Here is a 19972-nt window from a genome sequence, read left to right on the forward strand (position 1 = left end):
GAGCGGTCGCTCACCTCTCTCGACCGAGCGGGGCGAGCGGCCACGGCGCGAGCAAGGGCACGGGGCCGCTCGGCCGGAACCCGGGCGCGCCGGGAGGGCTCACCGCCGCGGCCCCCGATCGAGCGGCCTCCGCGCTCCGCGGCGCGGGCCCGCCCGGGCGCGGCGCCGGCGGCGCGCCGCTCTGCGGGCCCAGGCGCGGGTCCGCCGCGCCGCTCTGGCGAATCGCGCGCGCGCACTCGTCGACCGTGAGGCGGCGCGGCCCGTACGCGGAGGCGTTGGCCGCGTCGGCGTCCATCAGCCGGGTCGGGGTGTCGATCCCGAAATCGTCGGGGTGCCCCGGCTCGTCGAGCAGCACGTGGCCGAGCTCGTGCGACAGCGCGAACGAGGCGCGATCCGCGCGCAGGCCGGCGCGATCCTCGATGATCGTGTTCCGGATCGCCCCCCCGTCGGCGAAGATGAACGACTCGCCGATGCGCCCGCCGCCGGCGAAGCTCGGGACCATCACGACGTCGACGGTCGCGGGGTCGCCGTCGTCGAACGCCTTGATCAACGCGCGCTCCTCGACGGTGCCGGCGATGGCGTCCGTGTCGGTGAAGTGCTGCAGGCCGTCCTCGAGCTCCACGGCGCCGATGCACGCCGTGAGCGTGGCGTCGGTGCTCAGCGCGCCCGACGCCGGCGGCTCGATCGTCGCCAGCGCGCCGCCGGGGCGCCGCACGAGCACGTCGGTGGTCCCGTACGCGCCCGCGCCGATGACCGGGTTGTCGGAGAGGCGCACCGAGAACCCCGCGGCGCCGATCGCCGCGGCGACGGCGCGGGCCGCGGCGCCGGGGCGCATGCGGGGCCGGATCGCCGCGGTCACCTCGTGGCCGTCGACGCGCACCCGGATCGCGCCGCCGCTCGCCGGGAGGCCGTGGTCGCAGCCGATCGCGAGCAGGTGCGGGCGCGGGGGGTCGACGAAGGTGATGTCGAGCTCCTCCAGCGGGCCGAAGCTCACGCCGCACGCGCCCCAGAGGGCGTTCGCGCGCTCGACCTCCGCCCGCGCGATGGCGACGGCGCCCGCGTCGTCCCCGCCCATCGGCGGCGGCCCGCCGGCGCGCGGCCGCACCATGAGGATGCGGAGGCGCGCGCGCGTGCGCCCGAGCGGCCCGAGCGGCGAGGCGCGCGGGCCGGCGATGCGGATCATCTGGAGCTTCGGCCCCCCGGGCACCGCGACGACGAGCGCCCCGCCGACCTCGCCCTTCACCGAGCGCTCGGCGACCATCGGGTGGTTGCGATCGATGTCGTCGGCGACCGCCCGGAGGGGGCGCGTCGAGCCGCACACGAGGCCTGGCGCGACGTCCGGGGGGCACGGGACGTGGCCGAGCGGCACGCTGGACAGCCGATCGATCGCCTTGCCGGACGGCGCCGCGGAGTGGACGTCGAGGGTGAGCGGCAGGTCGTCGGGCGCGCCGATGACGAGCAGCCGGATCGCGTCCGGATCGTCGAGGTTCCCGAGCGGGTCGTCGCCGAGCCGGTCCGGGGGCGTGCGCTGGAGCGAGGCGTGGGACCGCGCCATGTCGATGCGCCTTCCGGCGCCGTCGATGGCGCGGACCTCGAACGCGCTGATCGTCCGCGTCGTGCCGAAGAGGGCGACCTCGCTCCGCCCCGCCCGGACCGCCTGGATCTCGATGCGGCGCGCGCTCGCGGGGATCGCGCCTCCCGGCTCGACGGGGCTGCCGTCGACGAGGAGCCGCAGGCCGGCGGGGATCGCGGCGGGCGCCTGGCTCGCGCCGCGCGGCGCGCGCAGCGCGAGGAGCTCCGGGGAGGGCGGCACGCGGGCCTGCGCGCCGTCGGGCACTCCGTCGGCGTCGTCGTCGTCCTGATCGACCACGACCACCACGGGCCCGGCGGCCGCGGCGGAGCGCTGCGGCCCGAGGAGGGCGCCGAGGAGGATCGAGAGTGCCGTCAGCCGGCCGTTCATGGATCGCATGGCCTTGTCCGCTCGCCCCCTCGACCAGTCTATCGCGCCTTCGTCCGGGCGCCGCTCGGGCCGGCGCGGCGGCCGCGCCGTCGGGAGCCCTCCGATGGCGATGCGTCCGGCCCTGCGCCACGTGTTGCGCCATGGTCAGCGTCAGCGCCGTCATTTTCGGTGTCGACGGCACGATCCTCGACACCGTGGATCTGCACGCGGCCGCCTGGCAGCAGGCCTTCGGGCGGTTCGGCCGAGAGGTCTCGCGGGAGAAGCTGCGAAGCCACGTCGGCGAGGGCGCGGACCAGCTGCTGCCGGTGTTCCTTTCGTCCGAGGAGATCGGCTGGATCGGCGCGGGGATCGCGGCGCTGCACGACCGGATCTACGAGCGCGAGCTCCTCCCGGGGGCGCGCGTCTTCCCGAAGGTGCGCGAGCTGTTCGAGCGCGTCGCGGGCGACGGGCGCCGGATCGTCCTCGCCTCGTCGCTGCCGCGCGGCGAGCTCGACGCGAGCATCGAGCGCGCCGGGGTGGGCGACCTTGTCTCGTGGGCGGTGTCGGCGGACGACGCGGGGAGATCGAAGCCGCGCCCTGACCTCCTCGAGGCCGCGCTCGACCGGCTGGGCAGCGTCGATCTGCGCGAGGTGCTCCTCGTCGGCGACACGCCGTCCGACGCCGAGGCGGCGGCGAAGCTCGGCATCCTGACGGTGGGGCTGCTCTGCGGAGGCTTCCCCGAGATGGAGCTCATCGAGGCGGGGTGCGCGGCGCTCTACCGCGATCCGGAGGATCTCCTCGCGCGGTACGACGCATCGCCGCTCGCGCCGCGCAGGGAGCGGCTCGCGGGGTAGCGGCGCCGCGGGCGCGGACCACGGCGCGCGGGCAGGCTCACGGGACACGCGGCGGGCGCTCGGATCGCGCGGCCTGGGCGCGCTGGCGCTCCGCGGCGCCGAGCTGATCGCGGAGCGCCTTCCGCTGCGGCGCGTCCACGGGCGACGCGGTGGTCGAGCCGTCGCGGAGCTCCACCGAGTAGACGGATTCGAGCGACAGGAGGTCGAGGAGCGCGGGGCACTCGGTCGTGAGCAGGATATGGCGCTGGGCGGAGGCGCCGCGCAGGTACTCGATCAGCGTCGGCAGCGCCCCGCGATCGACGCCCGCGTCCGGGTGCTCGAAGCCGGCGAGCACGAGCGGCGGCTCCTGCGAGAGCGCGGTGACCATGGCGGCCACCCTCAGCGTGGCGTCCGGCTCGTCCGCGGCGGCGCGCCAGCGCTCGCGGCCGCCTTCGTCGACGCCGTGGCGCAGCTCCGGGACGAGGAGCCCCCCGGACGAGGACGCGCGGGCGCCGTCGATATCGCCGGTCACCTGCGCGAGGCCGGCGAGGAACTGTTCGCTCCAGCGCTCTTTCTCGAGCGCGCGGAGGACGGAGCCCCAGTTCTCGCCGCCCGCGCGGAGGCGGCGGGACGCGCTGATCTTCTGGGGCGAGCGGAGGGTGCGCGGCGCGAGGGAGTAGAGGACCGCGCGGCGCAGCTCGTCGAGCATCGGGGTGAGCGGTCCATCGGAGAGCAGCGGCAGGACGAGCCTGGCGCCGCTCACGGCGATGGGGGCGACCCCGCGGTAGGCGAGCGTGCCGCTGCGGCCCTTGTCCTTGCGCGAGAACCCCTTCGGGCTGCCCTTCAGCCGGTCGAAGGAGACCTCGGGCGGGTCGGTGCCGGCGTCGAAGACGTCGCGCAGGCCCGGCTTGACGAGCCGCGTGAGCGCGCTGCGCTGCCACCACGCGGCCGTCTCGCTCTTGACGCGCGGCACGCCGTCCCGGTCCCCCGGCGCGAGCTGCACGAGCCAGAACCCGTGGCCCTCGGTCCTGGAGACCGCGACGCCGAGGGTGGTGAGCGCGCCATCCCCGCAAGGGCGCTGCAGCGCGCCGCCGCCGCGCCGGCTGGCCGCTGCCTGCTCGAGCGCCCCGTTCGCGCACTCGGCGAGGAACCGCACGGCGTCGAGCAGGCACCCCTTCCCTGCGCCGGGCGGACCGACGAGCGCGGTCAGCGCGCCGAGCGTGAGCTCGAGGCCGGCGCCGATGCTGCCGTAGTTGCTGACATAGATGTGGGTGATCATCGCGGCACGGGGCCCCGGATCGAGGAGCTCCACGCCGCCGCCCGCACCGCGACGCAGCGGGCGGAGCGGCCCAAAGCGCCCAGCTGGGACAGCGGAGCGCCCTTCCGGGATGTCCAACGGCCGATCACGAACATGCCCTCCCCGCGCGCGACGCCCACGCCGGCGCACCAACCCATCGGAGGACGGCTTTCCTCCCAGGCCGGCCGCGGCGCCGCTTCCGTCACGAGCTTACACGAAGCGGATTCGTGTCGATCCACGCGGGATGCGTGGGGTGTCGAGCCATCTGGGTGCTGGCTGACAGTTCACGGCATGCGCGCCAAGCCGATCTCCAGCGCCTCCCCCTCTACGGATGCGTCCATGGTGCTGATCTCCCCCTCGAGGGCACCGCCCACCACGAGCTCCGCGGCGAGCGATTCTGCCATGATCAAGCCCCGCGCCGCCTCGGCGACGCGGCATACGCGCTGGCTGCCCCGGATGGCGAGGCGGATCCTGTCGGTGAAGTCCAGCCCCGCGCCTTTCCTGGCCGCCTGCACGCGCGAGAGGATCTCCCGGCCGAGCCCCTCGTCGCGGAGCGCGTCCGTGAGCGCCGTGTGCAGCACGACGACCCCCGCGCGGCCGCCGGCCGCCGCGAACCCCTCGCCCGCCTCCACGACGACCTCGATCTCCTCGGGGCCGAGCTCCACCGGCTCGCCGTCGAGCGCGATCGCGATCTTGCCCTCGGTCGCGAGCGCCGCGCGCAGCGCCGACGCGTCGGCCTTCGCGAGGACCTGCTTCGCGAGCTGCACCTTCTTGCCGAGCTTCGGCCCGAGCGCGCGGAAGTTCGGCTTGAGCACGTAGCGCACAGCGCTCCCCTCCTGCCCGGGCTTCAGGAAGCGCACCTCGTGGACGTTGAGCTCCTCGGCGATGAGCGGCACGTGCTCGGCGAGCGCCGCCGCGAGGCCCTGCTGCGACAGCACGATGTCCGCGCGCGCGAGCGGCTGCCGCACCTTGAGCCTGTTCGCCGTGCGCACCTGCAGGCCGAGCGAGACGAGCTCGCGCACGGCGCGCATCTCGATCGCGAGCGGCTCGTCCACCGCGGCGGCGTCCGCCTCCGGGAAGGCCACGAGGTGCACGCTCGCGGGCTGCGACGCAGGCCACGGCCGCCGCACCAGGTTCTGGTACACGGCGTCGGCGAGGAACGGCGTGAACGGCGCGCTCAGCTTGGCGATCGCGACGAGCACCTCGTACAGCGTGAAGTACGCGTCGCGCTTGTCCTGGGCCGCGCGCACGGCGCCCGGCGCGACGTCCAGCGGATCGGCCGGAGAGGACGGCGAACGCCGATCCTCGACACACGTAGAGGACGGCGAACGCCGATCCTCGACACACGTAGAGGACGGCGAACGCCGATCCTCGACACACGTAGAGGACGGGGCCCAGAAGCGCGCGCGGCTCCGGCGGACGTACCAGTTCGACAGCGCATCCACGAGATCGACAAGCCGCTGCGCGGCCTCGTACAGCCGGTACTCGTCGAGGTGCGCCGTCACCTCCCGCGTCGAGAGCGCGAGCTCCGAGAGGATCCACCGGTCGAGGAGCGATCGCTCCTTCGCCGGCCGGTAGCCGGCGCTCGCCGCGAGCGCCGCGGGCGACGTGTCCCTCGCCTCGGGGTTCCCCTCTGCCGGCGAGAAGCCGTCGATGTTCGCGTAGATGGTGAAGAACGAGGTGACGTTCCGGAGCTTGACCGCGAACTCCTTCTGGTACGCGCGCACGTTCGTCAGCGAGTGGCGCGTGTTCGTCCACGGCGGGGAGGACGCGTAGAAGAACCAGCGGAACGCGTCGGCTCCAGGCGCGGGCGTCGTCGGGTCCTCGATGGTGACGCGCTCGGGCTGAGCGAGCCGCGGCACGTCGTTCGGCTTCACCGAGAGCGCGTCGCTCCTCGGCGTGAGGCCGAGGCGATCGAGATCGGCGTCGGAGAGCGCGACGATCCGCCGCGGCATCCCCTTCTGCGGCCGGAGCTCCATCGCGATCGGCTGCGCCTCGCGATCGGCGCGGTACATCCGCACCTTCGCGGCGTCGCCCGTCAGGTCGAGCCCCTCGTAGTCCTCGCGCGCGATGAGCGCGACCCCGTCCTTCGGCTGGGCGCCCTTCGCTTCGGAGGCCCGCACCGCCGCGAACTCCATCCGGACGCGCTCGAGGATGACCTCGGGCGGCGTGTAGTTGCCCTTCGACTTGCTCTCCTTCTTGCCCTCGCGGTCGCAGACGTGCCCCAGCACGACGCACGTCCTGTACGGGTGCGGGTAGCTCCGGATCCGCGACAGCCCGAGCTTCTCCTGCGTCGCCTCGTCGAAGACCAGCGTCGAGACCATCAGCAGCGAGTAGAACCAGCCCCGCGTCTGGTCGATCGCCTCGCTGATGAAGTCCGCCGGGAACGCGCGATCGAACAGCTCCTTCGAGCCCGGCGCGTGCGGGTAGCCCCACTGCGCGAACGGCATGCTCCCGCTGTCGAACCACGCGTCGATGACCTCGGTCACGCGCCGCATCTCGCCGCCGCAGGTCGGGCACGGGAAGGTCACCCGGTCGATCCACGGCTTGTGGACGATGAGGTGGTCGTTCAGGCTCGGGTCGGCCTTCTTCGCCTCGTGGAAGTGGTCGAAGGCGCGCGGGTTCAGCGCCTCGATCTCGGCGACCGACGCCGGGGCGAGCTGGTGCTCCTCGCTGTTCGCGCAGATCCAGACGTTGAGCGGCGTCCCCCAGTACCGCTCGCGCGAGAGCGCCCAGTCGACGTTGTTGGCGAGGAAGTCGCCGAAGCGGCCCTCCTGGATGTGGGGCGGGAGCCAGTGGATCGCGCGGTTGTTGGCGATCGCCTTGTCGATGTTCTCGCGCGTCCTGATGTACCAGGCGGGCCGCGCGAGCTGGATCAGCGGGTCGTCGTCCGCGCGCCAGCAGAACGGGTAGTCGTGCCGGTACTTCTCGTCGTGGACGAGCAGCCCGCGGGCCGCGAGATCCTTGAGGATGAGCGGATCGGCGTCCTTCACCCAGAGGCCCGAGAAGGGCGTGAGCCCCGGCTCGAAGGTGCCGTCCGGCCGGACCGCGCACAGCATCGGCACGTCGCCCGCGGCGCCCGGCTCGGCGAGATCCGCGATGCGCCGCTTGTGCGCGTTGAAGTCGTCCTCGCCGAACGCGGGCGCGATGTGGACGATCCCGGTGCCGGAGTCGAGCGTGACGAAATCCGCGCCGAGCACGACCCAGTAGAGCGGCTCGTCGTTGCCGTCCTTCCTCCGCAGGGTGGCGCCCTCGAGCGACCTCGCGAAGCTGTCGAACGGCGGGCGGTATCGCTTGCCGATGAGCTCGCTCCCCTTGAGCTCGCGGAGCACGGGCAGGTCGCGCTTGAACTTCTTCGCGAGCTCCTCGCGCAGCGCCGCGGCGACGATGAGCTTCCCGGCCACCGGCGCCGCCCCGCCGCCAGCGTCCGCCGACGCCCCGGCGTCCACGACGACGTAGTCGAACTCGGGCCGCACGGCGGCGTAGCCGTTCGAGGGCAAGGTCCACGGGGTGGTCGTCCAGGCGCAGAGCGCCGTGTCGGGCTCGTCGACGAGCGGGAACGCCACGAACACGCTGGGGTCGTCGACCGTCTTGTAGTTCAAGCCGACCTCGGCCGCGCTGAGCGCCGTGCCGCCCTGAGGCCACCACCAGCACACGCGGTGGCCGCGGTAGAGCAGCCCCTTCCGGTGCAGCTGCGAGAGGGCCCACCAGACGCTCTCGACGTAGCTCCGGTGGTAGGTGACGTAGGCGCTGTCGAGGTCGACCCAGAAGCCGATCTTGTCGGTCAGGCTCTCCCACGCCTCGGTGTACCGGAAGACCGAGTCGACGCAGCGCGAGATGAACGGCTCGACGCCGTAGCGCTCGATGTCGGCCTTGCCGTGGATACGCAGCTCCTTCTCGACCTCGACCTCGACCGGCAGGCCGTGCGTGTCCCAGCCGGCCTTCCGCGGGACGTCGTAGCCGCGCATCGTCTTGTAGCGGGGGAAGACGTCCTTCACGGCGCGCGTCAGCACGTGGCCGTTGTGCGGCATGCCGTTGGCGGTCGGCGGGCCCTCGTAGAAGACGAACGTGCCCCGGGAAGGGCCGGTGGCGCGGGTCTCGGCGCGGAGGGTCTTCTCGAAGATGCGGTGCTGCTTCCAGAAGGCGAGGATCTTCGCCTCGTCCGCGGGGAAGTTCAGCTCGGTCGCCACCTTGTCGAACAGGGGCTCGTGCGGGCCGCCGGTCGGTTTCTTCGAGGACGCTTCGGACATGGCCCGGCCTAGTAGCAAGGCCGATTGCCAGCGTCGAGGGAGGCGCTGGGGCCGGCGCGGAGGCGCGCGACGAGCGGCAGGGGTGCTAGGATCGGGCGATGAGCGCGCAGCGCCCGCCATTTCCAGGCAATGCGCCCGCGGTCGAGGCCGCGTTCCAGGCCGCGCCGGAGGCTCAACCCGGTCGCGCAGATGCTTGAGGTGTGCCGGCTCGACGACGGCCGGTGGTGGCTGCTCGATACCCACGAGGGTGACGAGGCCGTGCGGCCCGAGCCGTTCGAGGCGATCGAGCTGCCGCTCGCCGCGCTCTGGGCGCGGTAAGTCGCCGCCGGGCGCGGCGGCGCGGCTCACCCCGCGCGCGGCACCGGCAGCGCGCCGTCGAAGTCGGCGCGGATGGCGGCCACCCCGTCCGCGCCCGCCGCGAGGCAGGCCGGCGCCGAGGCCGCGTCCACGCCGCCGAGGGCGATGAGCGCGACGCCGCGCGGCGCCGCCGAGAGGCGGGCCCGCGCCTCGCGCAGCGCGGTCAGCCCGAGGGGCGGGCCCTTGCCGGGCGTCGCGAAGATCGGCGAGAGCACCGCGGCGTCTGCCCCGGCCTCCGCCGCGCGGAGCACCTCGTCCACGCTGTGGCACGCGACCGAGACGAAGACGCCGGCGCCGAGCAAGGCGCGCGCGTCGGCCACCGCGACCGAACGGCGGCCGAGGTGCACGCCGTCCGCGCCCAGGAGGAGCGCGAGATCCAGGCGGTCGTTGACGAGGAACGAGGCGCCGATCGCGGCGGTGGCGTCGCGCAGGCGCCGGCCGAGCGCGTGGAGCGCCGCGCCGGAGAGCTCGGGGTCGCGGAGCTGCACCGCCACGCGGGCGCGGGCCTCGGGCGGCAGGGCGCCGAAGGCCGAGAGCCGCGCGCGCAGGACCGGCTCCGGGACGTCCGCCGTCTGGGTGATCAGGGTCAACCTCGGGGTGAGCATGGCCTTCCTCCAGCGCGAAAGCGGCGGAGCGTCAGCGGGCCCCGTCGCCCGGAGCGCGCCCGCCCGGAGCGCCCGTGTCGCCGAGCGCCTCGAGGTCCTGCCGGGCCATCCGGGCGAACCGGCTGGAAGGATACCGCTCGACAAGGAAGCGCAACGTATCGGCATGGGCGCGGCGGTCGCCGTTCGCCTTGAAGCGCCCGGCCAGGTCGTACAGCGCCTCGCTCGGATCCTCGTACTGGCGATGATCCGGGTCGACATCGCTCACGCACTGGTAGGGAGCCCGCGCGACGGCGGCGAGGAGCACGAGCGGGCCCAAGGCCGCGCGGAAGCCGGTGAGCACGAGCGGCATTGGTCGCTGAACGGGCGCGAGCGTCAAGAGGACGCCGCTCCCGCGAACGATCACGACCGCCGCGAAGGCCGCCCCCGAGCCGCCGCGACCCGCCCGTCAGCTCAGGGGGCGCGCGGTGCGTCGCTCTCGAGCCCGCTCTTCGGGGCCGGGACGCTGAAGGCCACGTCGTCGAGCTCCTGCCCGCCCGCGCTCGGCCGCCGCGCGCTGCGAATCGAGCGCAGGAGCGTCTCGTGGAGGGCGCGCGCGCTGTCATCCCAGTCGCGCCCGCCGGCGAGCTCCACGATCCGCGCCGGGTCGTAGTCGTGCCGCGCGGCGCGCAGCAGCGCGTCCGCCAGCGCATCCTTGTCCCCGGGCGGGATGAGCTCGCCGAGCTCCGGGCTGTGCAGGACGTCGGGGATGCCCCCCACGGTCGTCGCCACAACGCGGCGCCCCGAGGCGAGCGCCTCCAGCACGACGTTGGGCGTCCCCTCGTGCAGGCTCGGGAGCACCAGGGCGTCCGAGGCCCCGAGCCACAGCGACACCTGGTCGTGCGGCAGGTAGCCGGTCACCGTCAGCCGGCCGCCCAGCCGGGCGGCGGCGGCCCTGCACGCCTGCTCCTCGGCGCCGCTGCCCACGAGCGTCAGCTCGATGTCCGGGTGCGCGGGCGCGAGCCGCTCGAACGCCGCGACCAGATCGAGCACCCCCTTGTCGCGGTTCAGGTGGCCGACGAAGACGAACAGCTTCGAGCCCGGGGACCGGCCGAGCGCCGCGCGCGATTCGGCGCGGTTGCGCGGCTGGAACAGCTTCGCGTCGACGCCGTTCATGATGACGTCGATGCGATCGCGCGGCACGCCGAGCGCCGCGACCCCGTCCGCGAGCTTGCGGCTGACCGCGACCACCCGGGTCGCGCGGGTGAGCCCCCAGCCGAGCGGCCGTCGCAGCCGCCCGTCGCGCGGGATGATGTCGATGTCCGAGCCGTGCACCTTGATCACCACCGGCACCCCGAGCAGCCGCCCCAGGCACACCGCGGCAAAGCCATCCGGGTAGGCGAAGGCCCCGACGATCACGTCGGGCGACGGGCCGCGCCCGACGAGCTCCGGGAGCATCGACGCTGCATACAGCGGGCCGTTCAGGGCCGGCGCGACCCTCGGCACGTAGAGATAACGCGGGTGCCGGACCGGCAGCCCATCGATGACCTCCTCGCGCGGCGCGCTGGCGCCGATCGGCCACTTCGAGAGCCGCTTCATGCCAGGGAACCACGGGATCGTCGCGAGCACCCGGACGTCGCAGTAACGCGACAGCGCGGCGAACTGGCGGCGATTGTACGGTGCCTCGTCCGGGTGTACCGCGTTCGGGAAAATTTTCGTGATAAGCAAAACGCGCATCCGCCGCAAAAGCGCCTCCTGTTCGATCCGAGGCAGTGAGCGCCCCGACAAAGGCTGTTGTTCTGGTTCTATCAGAAGTCCCGGACAAGCCTGATGAGAGCTACACGTCCAGCCCCGCCCGATCGCCGGGCCGGCCGTCCCGCTCGCCCCGTCCGGCGGCCGGGCCGCCCGCTGGAGGGCGCGCCGGCTCGGCCGAGCCCACGGGGGCCGACGGCGCGCCCGCCCGGGGCGAGGTCTCCCCGCCGCGCCGCCGGGCGACGAGCTCGTCGAAGAGGCGCACGTGCGCGTCGACCATCGCCTCCAGGCTGAACTGCTCGGTGAACTTCGCGGGGCTCTGCGTGCGCGCGCGCTCGCGGAGCTCCGCGTCGCGGGCGACGCGCGAGAGGTGCTCGACAAGCGCGCCCGGGTCCTTCGGCGGGACGAGGTACCCGTCGACCCCGTGCTCGACGACCTCGGGGACGCCGCCGACGCGGCTCGCCACGATCGGCTTGCCGAGCGCGAGCGCCTCGAGCAGCGCGAGCGGCAGCCCCTCCCAGAGCGACGGGAGCACGTAGGCGTCGAACGCGGAGACGAGCTCGGGGACGTCCGAGCGATAGCCGGGGAAGAGCACCCGGTCGCCGAGCCCCGCGTCCCTGGCGCGCTGCTGCAGCTCCCCCCGGAGCGGGCCGTCGCCCGCGATGACGAAGCGCGCCTCCGGCACGCGCCGCAGCACCTCGGGCGCCGCCTCGATGAGGTAGCAGAGCCCCTTCTGCTCGATGTGCACCACCGCGCACCCGAACACGAACTCTCGCTCGCCGATGCCGAGCTCCGCGCGGATGCGCCCCTGCTCACCGCTGCTCAGGGCCCGGGCGAAGCGCGTCCCATCGATACCATTGTGGATGACCCGGACCGGCGCGCGGACCTTCACGTCGTCGACGAGGATGCGCTTGAGGTCGTGCGAGACCGCGACCATCTCGTCGGCGAGGTAGGCATAGTAGCCGAACTTGCGCCGATCGAAGCCCTTCGCCCGGTTGATCTGGTTGTGCTCGGAGTAGACGACCTGCGGCCGATTCCGGAGCAGGCGCGCCGCGATGCCGGCGAAGATGAGCGGAGCCCGGTTGTGGACGTGGACGATATCCACCGAGCGCTGGTGGAAGAAGCGCCGGATCCAGAGGAGCGCCTCCGGATCGCTCTTGAGGCCGGGCAGCACCGGCCGGATGTCCTTGGTGATCACCAGGCACTTCGAGCGGGGGAGCTTGACCTCCGAGAAGAGCCGCCCCTCGCCGTCGAGGCAGATCAGCGACAGGTCGAAGCCCTGATCGCCGAGCCGATCGAGGAGGCTCAGCACCACCTTCTCGAGCCCGCCGACCTCGAGGTTGTTCACGACCATGCAGACGTTGGGCTTGCTCATACTCTCCTGAGCGGACCGTCAGGTCGCCACGGCCGTCCTCGGGGCGCCTGTCGCGCCACGACAGAGGTGTCGACCGTGCGATGAGCGTTCCGTGTCATTGTGACTCAGGTAGATGAGCGTATCATGACACCGGCGTGCTGTTCGTTTGACGTCGCACATCGGCGCGATGACATCGCCGCCCGCGAGCGCCTGCCGCGCCGGCGGGACGCGCGGCGCGCGCCCACGGCGCCCCCTACAGCGCGGAGATCTTGCCCTGCTCCGGCGACGACGCCGTCGCATAGAGCTTCTTCGGCATCCGCCCCGCCAGGTACGCCATTCGCCCGGCCCTCACGGCGTCCCTCATCGCCTGCGCCATCAGGATCGGGTCCCGCGCGCCCGCGATGGCCGTGTTCATCAACACCCCATCACACCCGAGCTCCATCGCCACCGCCGCGTCGCTCGCGGTCCCGACTCCCGCGTCCACGATCACCGGCACCTTCGCTGTCTCGCGGATGATCATCAGGTTGTACGGGTTCCGGATGCCGAGCCCGCTGCCGATCGGGGCCGCCAAGGGCATCACGGCCGCGCACCCGAGGTCCTCCAGCTTCCGACAGACGATCGGGTCATCGATGCAGTAAGGCAGCACCGTGAACCCCTCCTTCACCAGGATCCGCGCCGCCTCCAGCGTCGCCTCGTTGTCCGGGAACAGCGTCCGTTCGTCGCCGATGACTTCGAGCTTCACGAGGTCCGACAGCCCGAGCTCGCGCGCGAGCCGGCAGGTGCGGACCGCATCCTCGGCGGTGGAGCAGCCCGCCGTGTTCGGCAGGATCGTGACGCGGCTCTGCTGGAGCAGCGACATCATCGACCCCTCGCCCCGATCCTTCAGATTGACGCGGCGGAGGGCCACCGTGACCACCTCCGCGCCGGACGCCTCGAGCGCGCGACGGGTCTCATCCATGTCCCTGTACTTGCCCGTCCCCACGAAGAGGCGGGAAGTGAACGTGTGTCTGCCGATCGTCAACGCGTCGCTCGTCATCGCAGGCTCCTCGGGGTCTCGACCTAGACGATCTGCTAGTCGGACCGGGACACAGGGTCCAGCGCGTCGACCACGCCCCGGCGCTTCCGGCGCGCCTCGCTCGCCAGCATGGTATCTTTGCGCCGATGTCTCCCAGAGCCGTGGTCATAGCCCTCCTTTGCGCGTTGCCCCCCGCCCTCACCCTCGCGCCCCCAGGCGACGCCGTCCCGGCCGCCGGAGCGGGCCCCGGCGCGCTCCTGTCCGGTCCGCGCGCGGCGCAGGCAGCCGTCGCCATCCAGCTCTCGCTGGATGAGCTCGTCTCCGCCGCCTCGTACGTCGTGGTCGCGACCGCCGTCGAGCAGCAGAGCAGGTGGGAAGAGCTCGGCGGATCCAGGAGGATCGTCACGTATACCCGCCTGTCGATCGACCGGACCGTGGCCGGACAGCCCGACGGGGACGTCTGGATCAGGACGCTCGGAGGCGTGGTGGGAGACATCGGACAGCACGTGGACGGCGACGCGCAGCTCAGCGTCGGCGCGCAGGCGATGCTCTTCGTGTCCCGGGCGAGCTCCGCCCTGGTCGTCTCCGGGATGGCCCAGGGCCACTACCCCATCGTCGACGGCGCGGAGACGCGGCGGGCGGCCGGCGCGCCGCGCATCGCCGCGCGGCGGCTCTCGGCGAGCCCGTCCAGCGGGACGATCCTGGCCCGGCCCGGCCCCGCGATCTCGGCGCGCGAGCAGCTCGTCGGCGCGACGCTCGACGCGGCGATCGACGCGGTGAGCCGCGCCTGGAAGGCGAAGCATGCGCAGAAGTGACCGCGTGCCCGCCGGGCGGGGCGCGCGCGCCCGCGCCGTCGCCGTCGCCGCAACCTGCAGCGTGATCGCCGTCGCGGCGCTCGTCCACCCCCGGGCCGCCCTGGCCTTCTGTCGCACCAGCGTCTGCCCCGAGACGCAGTCGACCGCGGCCGTCTGCACGCCGGCGCAGTCGACCGACTGCGGCATCCCCCTCGCCTGGCCGTCGCCGTGCGTCGGCTACGCCATCCAGGAAGACGCCTCGGACCAGGTCTCGCTCGCGGAGACCGAGGCGATCTTCGCGCAGGCGTTCGCCGCGTGGACCTCGGCCGACTGCGGCGGCGGGGAGACCCCGCGCATGGAGGTCATCTACATGGGCCCGGTCTCGTGCGACGCGCACGAGTACAACCAGCGCCAGGGGAACGCGAACATCATCACGTTCCGGGACGACGGGTGGCCGTACGGCGGCAGCGGGAGCACCCTCGCGCTCACGACCGTCACCTACAACCTCAAGACCGGCGCGATCTACGACGCCGACATGGAGATCAACTCGTTCGACCAGAAATTCACGCTCGGCGACGACGGCGTGGGGACCGATCTGCTGAGCGTCGCGACCCACGAGGCAGGCCACTTCCTCGGGCTCTCGCACTCGAGCGATCCGGAAGCGACCATGATGGCGCACTACAACGACGGGACCGTCGTGCTCCGCGACCTCCACGACGACGACATCGCCGGGATCTGCGCGGTGTACCCGCCCGGGGAGCCGGTCAAGGGGTGCGACCCCACGCCGCGCCATGGCTTCTCCGACCTGTGCGCCGCAGATCAGCCCAGCACAGCGCAGGCGAGCGGCGGCTGTACCGCGGCCCCGTCGCCGGGCGGAGGCGGCGGTGGGCTCCTCGCCGCCGCGCTCGCGTCGCTGGGCGCGATCGCGCGGGCGCGGCGCGGCGCGACGGCGCGCCCGGGCCGGACGAGGGCCCGCTGAGCCCTCTCCTCCTCGTCGAGCGCGAGGACGAGCTCGCCCGGCTGGTCGAGCGCGCGGCGCGCGCCGACGCGCTCGCGGTCGACGTGGAGGCCAACGGGCTGTTCGCCTACCGCGCGCGGCTCTGCACGGTCCAGCTCGCCTTCCGCGAGGGGGACGGCATCGCGGTCGCGGTCGTCGACGCGCTCCGCGTGCCCGTCGGGCCGCTCGCGCCGCTCCTCGGGGCCGCGGGGCCGCCCAAGGTGCTGCACGACCTCACCTTCGACGCGCGCATGCTCGCCGAGGCGGGCGCGCCGCTCGCCTCGGTGCGCGACACCTCGGTCGCCGCGCGCATGCTCGGCTGCGCGGCCACGGGGCTCGCGGCGCTCCTCTCGGCGGAGCTCGGCGTGAAGGTCGACAAGCAGCTCCAGCAGCACGACTGGGGGCGCAGGCCGCTCGCGAGCGCCGAGCTGCGCTACCTGGCCGACGACGTGCTCCACCTGCTCTCGCTCGACGCGTGTCTCGCGGAGCAGGGCCGCGCGCTCGGGATCGACGACGAGATCGCGGAGGAGTGCGCCTACAAGCTGGCGGCCGCCCTCGGGCCGCCGCGCGATCCGCGGCCCGCGTACGCGCGCGTCAAGGGCGCCCAGGCGCTCGACCCGGAGGGCCGGGCGATCCTGCGGCGGCTCGTGGCGGCGCGCGAGGCCGCCGCCGAGGAGGCGGACCAGCCCGCCTTCAAGATCGTCGCCAGCGAGGTGCTGCTCGAGCTCGCGCAGCGGAGGCCGGCCCGGGCCGACGACGTGCGCGCCGTCCGCGGGGCCGCGGCGGGACGGGCGGCGGGCTTCGTCGCCGCGTGGCTCGGTGCCATCGAGCAGGGGCGCAGCGACGGCGACGTGCCGGAGGACGAGCGCGCCCTCTTCCAGCAGGCCCGCCCGCCCCGGAAGGAGCTCGCCGCCCGGCGCGCGGTGGAGACCCGGATCATGGCGTGGCGCAGGGCCGAGGCGAGGGCGCGGAAGGTCGACGAGCAGGTCGTGCTGCCAGGGCACTGCGCGCAGGATCTCGTGGAGATCGCGCTCGCGGGGGGCCGCGCCGACGACGCCGCGGTCGCCGCCGCGATCGCGCGCATCCCCGGGCTCGGCGCGCGCCGGCTCGCGCGCTACGGCGCGGCGCTCGCGGCGCTCGCGACCGCGGCGCTGTCGAGCGAGCCGCCCGCCGCAGCGGTGTAGCTGCGAGGGAGCCTACGCGTCACGCGTCGCGCGCGGTGCGACACGCGCGACGCACGGCTCACGCGCGCGCCGCCCGGTCGACAGACGCGCCGGGCGATGGAATAGCAGGGGGCCCATGCCCAGGAACGATCCTCCCGAGGCGCCGAAGCGGCGCCGCCTCTGGCCGGCGGCGCGGTGGTGGCTCCGCGCTGCGTTCGCGTTCGCGCTCGTCTCCGGGTGCGTCCTCCTCGGAGCGAACGCCGCCGAGCTGGCCCCTCCGCCTGCCCCCTCGGCGCCGCCAGCGAGCGCCGAGGGCGGCGTCGATCCCGAGACGCTCCCGGTCGCCCCCGACTCGCCGCAGGCCTCCATGCGCCGCTTCATCGAGCTTTGCCGCGCGGGCAACTACGCCGAGGCCGCGCGCTACCTCGATCTGCCGCCGAAGGCGGACGGCGCGGTGCTCGCGCAGAAGCTCAAGGCGGTGCTCGACCGGCACCTCTGGCTGGACGTGGAGAGGCTCTCGCCGCTCCCGCTGGGGGACGCGCAGGACAACCTCGGGGCCGGCGTGGAGGAGCTCGGCAAGATCCCGACCCGGACAGGGCCCCAGCCGGTGCGCCTGGTGCGGCGAGCGACGCCCGACGGCGTACGCTGGCTCTTCTCGCGCGCGACCGTGGACCGCGTCGACGAGTGGTACACGCGGCTCGAGGATCGCTGGCTCCGCGACCACCTGCCGCCGGTGCTGCTGCGCGCGGGCCCGCGCGAGCTGCTCTGGTGGCAGTGGCTCGCGTTGCCGGTCCTCGCGCTGGCCGCCTGGCTCGTCGGCGCGGTGCTGAGCTTCCTCCTCCGCGCCTTGCTCCGCCGCCTCGTCGTGCGAACGGGCTCCGCGATCGACGACGCGCTCCTCGAGGGCACGCGCGGTCCGCTCACGTTCGCGGCGGCGCTCCTCGCCATCGCGGTCGCGCTCCCGTGGTTCGGGCTCTACCAGCCGGCCGAGGCGTTCCTCGACAAGGTGTTGCGCGCCGGCGTCTTCGTCGCCGTCTTCTGGTTCGCCCTCTGCGCGATCGACGCCGTCGGCGGCCGCCTGCTCGCCGCCCCCGCGACGCGCGACAACCCCGCGGCGCGCTCGCTCGTGCCGCTCATGGGGCGGATCGCGAAGGTCGCGATCGTGATCTTCGGCGCGATCGCCGTGCTGTCGGAGCTCGGCTACCCGGTGACGAGCCTGCTCGCCGGCCTCGGCATCGGCGGCGTCGCGCTCGCCCTCGCCGCGCAGAAGACGGTGGAGAACCTCTTCGGCTCGGTCTCGATCGGCATCGACAGGCCGTTCCAGGTCGGCGACTTCGTGAGGGTCGACGCGCTCCTCGGCACGGTCGAGAGCATCGGGCTCCGGTCGACCCGGATCCGCACGCTCGACCGGACGCTCGTCACGATCCCGAACGGCAAGCTGGCCGATCTCCAGATCGAGTCGTACACGGCGCGCGACCGGATGCGCCTCTCCTGCGTGCTGAGCCTCGTGCACGAGACCACCCCCGAGCAGCTCCGCGCGATCATCGAGGGGTGCGAGCGCGCGCTGCGAGCGCACCCGCACATCTGGCCCGACGACGTCGTCGTGCGCTTCATCGGCGTCGCCCCCTCGTCGCTCGACGTCGAGGTGATGGCCTGGTTCGAGACGCGCGACTTCGGCCAGTTCCGGACCATGCGCCAGGAGGTGCTGATCACCTTCCTGGAGATCGTCGGCTCGGCCGGGTCGCGGCTCGCGCACCCGACGCAGACGCTGCACCTCGCGGCGCGCGACGGGGAGCGCCCGCAGGCCGACGCGGCCGACGGTGGCGGCCCGGCTAACGGCGGGCGGCGTGAGCCGCGGCAGGCGCCATCGGCTGGAGCCCGGCCTTCTCGATGAGCGCGCGGTCCTCGTCCGGGCCCGGGTTCGGGGTGGTGAGCAGCTTGTCTCCGTAGAAGATCGAGTTCGCCCCCGCGTACATGCAGAGCAGCTGCGCCTCGCGCGAGAGCTCCGTCCGGCCGGCGGACAGGCGCACCATCGCGCGGGGCATCATGAGCCGCGCGACCGCGATCATCCGGACGAACTCGATCGGGTCCACGGGGGGCAGGCTCTCCAGCGGCGTGCCCGGCGAGCGCACGAGGGCGTTGATCGGCACGCTCTCCGGCTGCGGATCGAGGCGCGCGAGCTCGACGAGCATCTCGCAGCGGTCGGCGATCGACTCGCCCATGCCGATGATCCCGCCCGAGCAGACGGTGATGCCCGCCCGCCGGACGTTCCGCAGCGTGACGAGCCGCTCGTCGTACGTGCGGGTCGAGACGATGGACTTGTAGGCTTTCCGCGACGTGTCGAGGTTGTGGTTGTAGGCGTCGAGGCCGGCCTCCTTGAGGCGGCGCGCCTGGTCGTCGGTGAGCATGCCGAGGGTGCAGCACGCCTCGAGGCCGAGGGCCTTCACGCCGCGCACCATGTCGAGGACGCGCTCGAAGGCGGGGCCGTCCTTCACCTCGCGCCACGCGGCGCCCATGCAGAACCGCGTCGAGCCACCGCCGCGGGCGCGCTCCGCGGCCGCGAGGACCGCGTCGACGTCGAGCATGCGCTCCGCCCCGACCTCCGTCTCGTAGTGGCTCGACTGCGGGCAGTAGGCGCAGTCCTCGGGGCAGCCGCCCGTCTTGACGCTGAGCAAGGTGCAGAGCTGCACCTCGTGCTCGCCGTGGAAGGCGCGGTGGACCGAGCGCGCGCGGTCGATCAGCTCGAAGAGCGGGAGATCGTGCAAGGCGACCGCCTGCTCGACCGTCCAGTCGTGGCGGATCGCGCCCGCCGCCGGGGCGCGCCCGCCCGGCTCGCCGCGTCCACCTTTGTGCTCCGCCGTTTCTCGTTCGATCCCTTCGAGCATGGGCTCGCTCCATACCCGGGCTTGAGGCGCCGCCGCAAGCGAGCCGCGCGGGGCGCGGAGCGCGGAGGGGGAACGAACCGCGGAAGGGGAGCGAACCGCGGAGGGAGAAGGCGCAGCCCCCGCCGCCGCCGCGGGGGTGGAGGCCCCCGGCGCGCCCGCGGCGGGGGGCTGCGCCTGGAGGAAGAGGAAGGCATCCGGCACGGAAACGAAGCCTTCCGGCGCGGAAACGAAGCCTTCCGGCACGGAAACGAAGCCATCCTGCGCGAAAACGAAGCCTTCCGGCACGGAAACGAGGCCTTCAGGCACGGAAACTAGTCAATACGGCACGAAAACTAGTCAATACGGCACGGAAACTAGTCAATACGGCACGGAAACTAGGCATTCAGGCTCGAAAACAAGGCAATACGGTACGAAAATTAGGCAACACGGCACGGAAACGAAGCATCCGGAGCGCGACGGAAGGTCTCGGAGGTGCGCCGAACGCTTCGATACCGAGCGTACGGCGCGCGGCCGGATCACCACGGCCTTCCAGAGGCTCGTCGCGACGGTCACGGCGCTCTCGATCCTCGCGTCGTCGTTCGCCTGGGCCGGCACACCGTACAGCCTGAGCTGGCCCTGAAGAAGAAGGGGCTCGATGGAGACGTGGAGCGCGTCGAGCTCATCATGCAACAGGGGGCGGAGTTCGACCCAACGAAGTACATGGTCAGATGGCTACCTCTTCGATTCGAACGAGGGCGAGACGGTTACCCTTGATG

Annotated in this window: 15 protein-coding genes; 6 read left to right on the top strand and 9 right to left on the bottom strand. The window is 73.4% G+C overall.

Going from position 1 to position 19972, the window contains the following annotated elements; all coding sequences use genetic code 11:
• Positions 1 to 10 precede the first annotated feature (10 nt).
• The gene (locus WMF17_RS22165) at positions 11 to 1969 is read right to left on the bottom strand and encodes a hypothetical protein (RefSeq protein ID WP_437651131.1); all 1959 of its coding nucleotides are present in this window, start codon (positions 1967 to 1969) and stop codon (positions 11 to 13) included.
• Between the two features lie 131 nt (positions 1970 to 2100).
• On the opposite strand from WMF17_RS22165, the gene WMF17_RS22170 reads away from it, so the two are divergent.
• Entirely contained in the window at positions 2101 to 2793 is a 693-nt protein-coding gene (locus WMF17_RS22170) for an HAD family hydrolase (RefSeq protein WP_437604075.1), read from the top strand.
• 37 nt (positions 2794 to 2830) lie between these two features.
• On the opposite strand, the gene WMF17_RS22175 is transcribed toward WMF17_RS22170, so the two are convergent.
• Positions 2831 to 4051, bottom strand: a complete 1221-nt coding sequence (locus tag WMF17_RS22175) for an AAA family ATPase (RefSeq protein ID WP_437651133.1) — start codon at positions 4049 to 4051, stop codon at positions 2831 to 2833.
• Positions 4052 to 4353: 302 nt separating this feature from the next.
• On the bottom strand, positions 4354 to 8319 hold the full coding sequence (ileS, locus tag WMF17_RS22180; protein ID WP_437651135.1) for an isoleucine--tRNA ligase: 3966 nt from the start codon (positions 8317 to 8319) through the stop codon (positions 4354 to 4356).
• Positions 8320 to 8508: 189 nt separating this feature from the next.
• Between ileS and WMF17_RS22185 the strand changes: the two genes are divergently transcribed.
• On the top strand, positions 8509 to 8637 hold the full coding sequence (locus WMF17_RS22185; protein WP_437651137.1) for a hypothetical protein: 129 nt from the start codon (positions 8509 to 8511) through the stop codon (positions 8635 to 8637).
• A 26-nt stretch (positions 8638 to 8663) separates the two neighbouring features.
• Here the strand turns inward: WMF17_RS22185 and WMF17_RS22190 are convergent, their stop codons facing one another.
• The 5 genes from WMF17_RS22190 to WMF17_RS22210 all read right to left on the bottom strand — a co-directional run bounded on the left by WMF17_RS22190 (position 8664) and on the right by WMF17_RS22210 (position 13399).
• Positions 8664 to 9281, bottom strand: a complete 618-nt coding sequence (locus WMF17_RS22190) for a thiamine phosphate synthase (protein WP_437651139.1) — start codon at positions 9279 to 9281, stop codon at positions 8664 to 8666.
• 31 nt (positions 9282 to 9312) lie between these two features.
• Positions 9313 to 9630 (bottom strand): tetratricopeptide repeat protein, encoded by a 318-nt coding sequence (locus tag WMF17_RS22195; protein ID WP_437604080.1) that lies wholly within the window; start codon positions 9628 to 9630, stop codon positions 9313 to 9315.
• A 101-nt stretch (positions 9631 to 9731) separates the two neighbouring features.
• Positions 9732 to 10994: a glycosyltransferase family 4 protein gene (locus WMF17_RS22200; protein ID WP_437651141.1), complete on the bottom strand. Its 1263-nt coding sequence runs from the start codon at positions 10992 to 10994 to the stop codon at positions 9732 to 9734.
• A 100-nt stretch (positions 10995 to 11094) separates the two neighbouring features.
• On the bottom strand, positions 11095 to 12384 hold the full coding sequence (locus tag WMF17_RS22205; protein WP_437651142.1) for a glycosyltransferase family 4 protein: 1290 nt from the start codon (positions 12382 to 12384) through the stop codon (positions 11095 to 11097).
• A 232-nt stretch (positions 12385 to 12616) separates the two neighbouring features.
• Positions 12617 to 13399 carry a thiazole synthase gene (locus tag WMF17_RS22210; RefSeq protein ID WP_437651143.1) on the bottom strand — a complete coding sequence of 261 codons (783 nt, stop codon included), beginning with the start codon at positions 13397 to 13399 and terminating at the stop codon, positions 12617 to 12619.
• 164 nt (positions 13400 to 13563) lie between these two features.
• Here WMF17_RS22210 and WMF17_RS22215 point away from each other — a divergent pair, with 164 nt between their 5' ends.
• The 4 genes from WMF17_RS22215 (at position 13564) to WMF17_RS22230 (ending at position 18226) form a co-directional block, all read left to right on the top strand.
• The gene (locus tag WMF17_RS22215; RefSeq protein ID WP_437651145.1) at positions 13564 to 14193 is read left to right on the top strand and encodes a hypothetical protein; all 630 of its coding nucleotides are present in this window, start codon (positions 13564 to 13566) and stop codon (positions 14191 to 14193) included.
• Positions 14180 to 15151 (top strand): matrixin family metalloprotease, encoded by a 972-nt coding sequence (locus WMF17_RS22220; protein ID WP_437651147.1) that lies wholly within the window; start codon positions 14180 to 14182, stop codon positions 15149 to 15151. The genes WMF17_RS22215 and WMF17_RS22220 overlap by 14 nt, the downstream gene beginning before the upstream one ends.
• Positions 15148 to 16353: an HRDC domain-containing protein gene (locus WMF17_RS22225; RefSeq protein ID WP_437651368.1), complete on the top strand. Its 1206-nt coding sequence runs from the start codon at positions 15148 to 15150 to the stop codon at positions 16351 to 16353. The genes WMF17_RS22220 and WMF17_RS22225 overlap by 4 nt, the downstream gene beginning before the upstream one ends.
• 115 nt (positions 16354 to 16468) lie before the next feature.
• Positions 16469 to 18226, top strand: coding sequence for a mechanosensitive ion channel family protein (locus WMF17_RS22230; protein WP_437651149.1), 1758 nt, complete (start codon positions 16469 to 16471; stop codon positions 18224 to 18226).
• On the opposite strand, the gene bioB is transcribed toward WMF17_RS22230, so the two are convergent.
• On the bottom strand, positions 18165 to 19217 hold the full coding sequence (bioB, locus tag WMF17_RS22235; protein ID WP_437651151.1) for a biotin synthase BioB: 1053 nt from the start codon (positions 19215 to 19217) through the stop codon (positions 18165 to 18167). The two genes, WMF17_RS22230 and bioB, sit on opposite strands and share 62 nt — an antisense overlap.
• Positions 19218 to 19972: the final 755 nt, after the last annotated feature.

This window comes from Sorangium sp. So ce362, assembly GCF_051519845.1.
In the GTDB taxonomy this organism is placed as follows: Bacteria; Myxococcota_A; Polyangia; order Polyangiales; family Polyangiaceae; genus Sorangium.

Coding starts and splice junctions, on each gene's coding strand:
- WMF17_RS22230 (WP_437651149.1), top strand. CDS start 16,469: ATGCCCAGGAACGATCCTCCCGAGGCGCCGAAGCGGCGCCGCCTCTGG.
- WMF17_RS22210 (WP_437651143.1), bottom strand. CDS start 13,399: ATGACGAGCGACGCGTTGACGATCGGCAGACACACGTTCACTTCCCGC.
- WMF17_RS22190 (WP_437651139.1), bottom strand. CDS start 9,281: ATGCTCACCCCGAGGTTGACCCTGATCACCCAGACGGCGGACGTCCCG.
- WMF17_RS22170 (WP_437604075.1), top strand. CDS start 2,101: ATGGTCAGCGTCAGCGCCGTCATTTTCGGTGTCGACGGCACGATCCTC.
- WMF17_RS22185 (WP_437651137.1), top strand. CDS start 8,509: ATGCTTGAGGTGTGCCGGCTCGACGACGGCCGGTGGTGGCTGCTCGAT.
- WMF17_RS22165 (WP_437651131.1), bottom strand. CDS start 1,969: ATGCGATCCATGAACGGCCGGCTGACGGCACTCTCGATCCTCCTCGGC.
- WMF17_RS22205 (WP_437651142.1), bottom strand. CDS start 12,384: ATGAGCAAGCCCAACGTCTGCATGGTCGTGAACAACCTCGAGGTCGGC.
- bioB (WP_437651151.1), bottom strand. CDS start 19,217: ATGCTCGAAGGGATCGAACGAGAAACGGCGGAGCACAAAGGTGGACGC.
- WMF17_RS22220 (WP_437651147.1), top strand. CDS start 14,180: ATGCGCAGAAGTGACCGCGTGCCCGCCGGGCGGGGCGCGCGCGCCCGC.
- WMF17_RS22200 (WP_437651141.1), bottom strand. CDS start 10,994: ATGCGCGTTTTGCTTATCACGAAAATTTTCCCGAACGCGGTACACCCG.
- WMF17_RS22175 (WP_437651133.1), bottom strand. CDS start 4,051: ATGATCACCCACATCTATGTCAGCAACTACGGCAGCATCGGCGCCGGC.
- ileS (WP_437651135.1), bottom strand. CDS start 8,319: ATGTCCGAAGCGTCCTCGAAGAAACCGACCGGCGGCCCGCACGAGCCC.
- WMF17_RS22195 (WP_437604080.1), bottom strand. CDS start 9,630: ATGCCGCTCGTGCTCACCGGCTTCCGCGCGGCCTTGGGCCCGCTCGTG.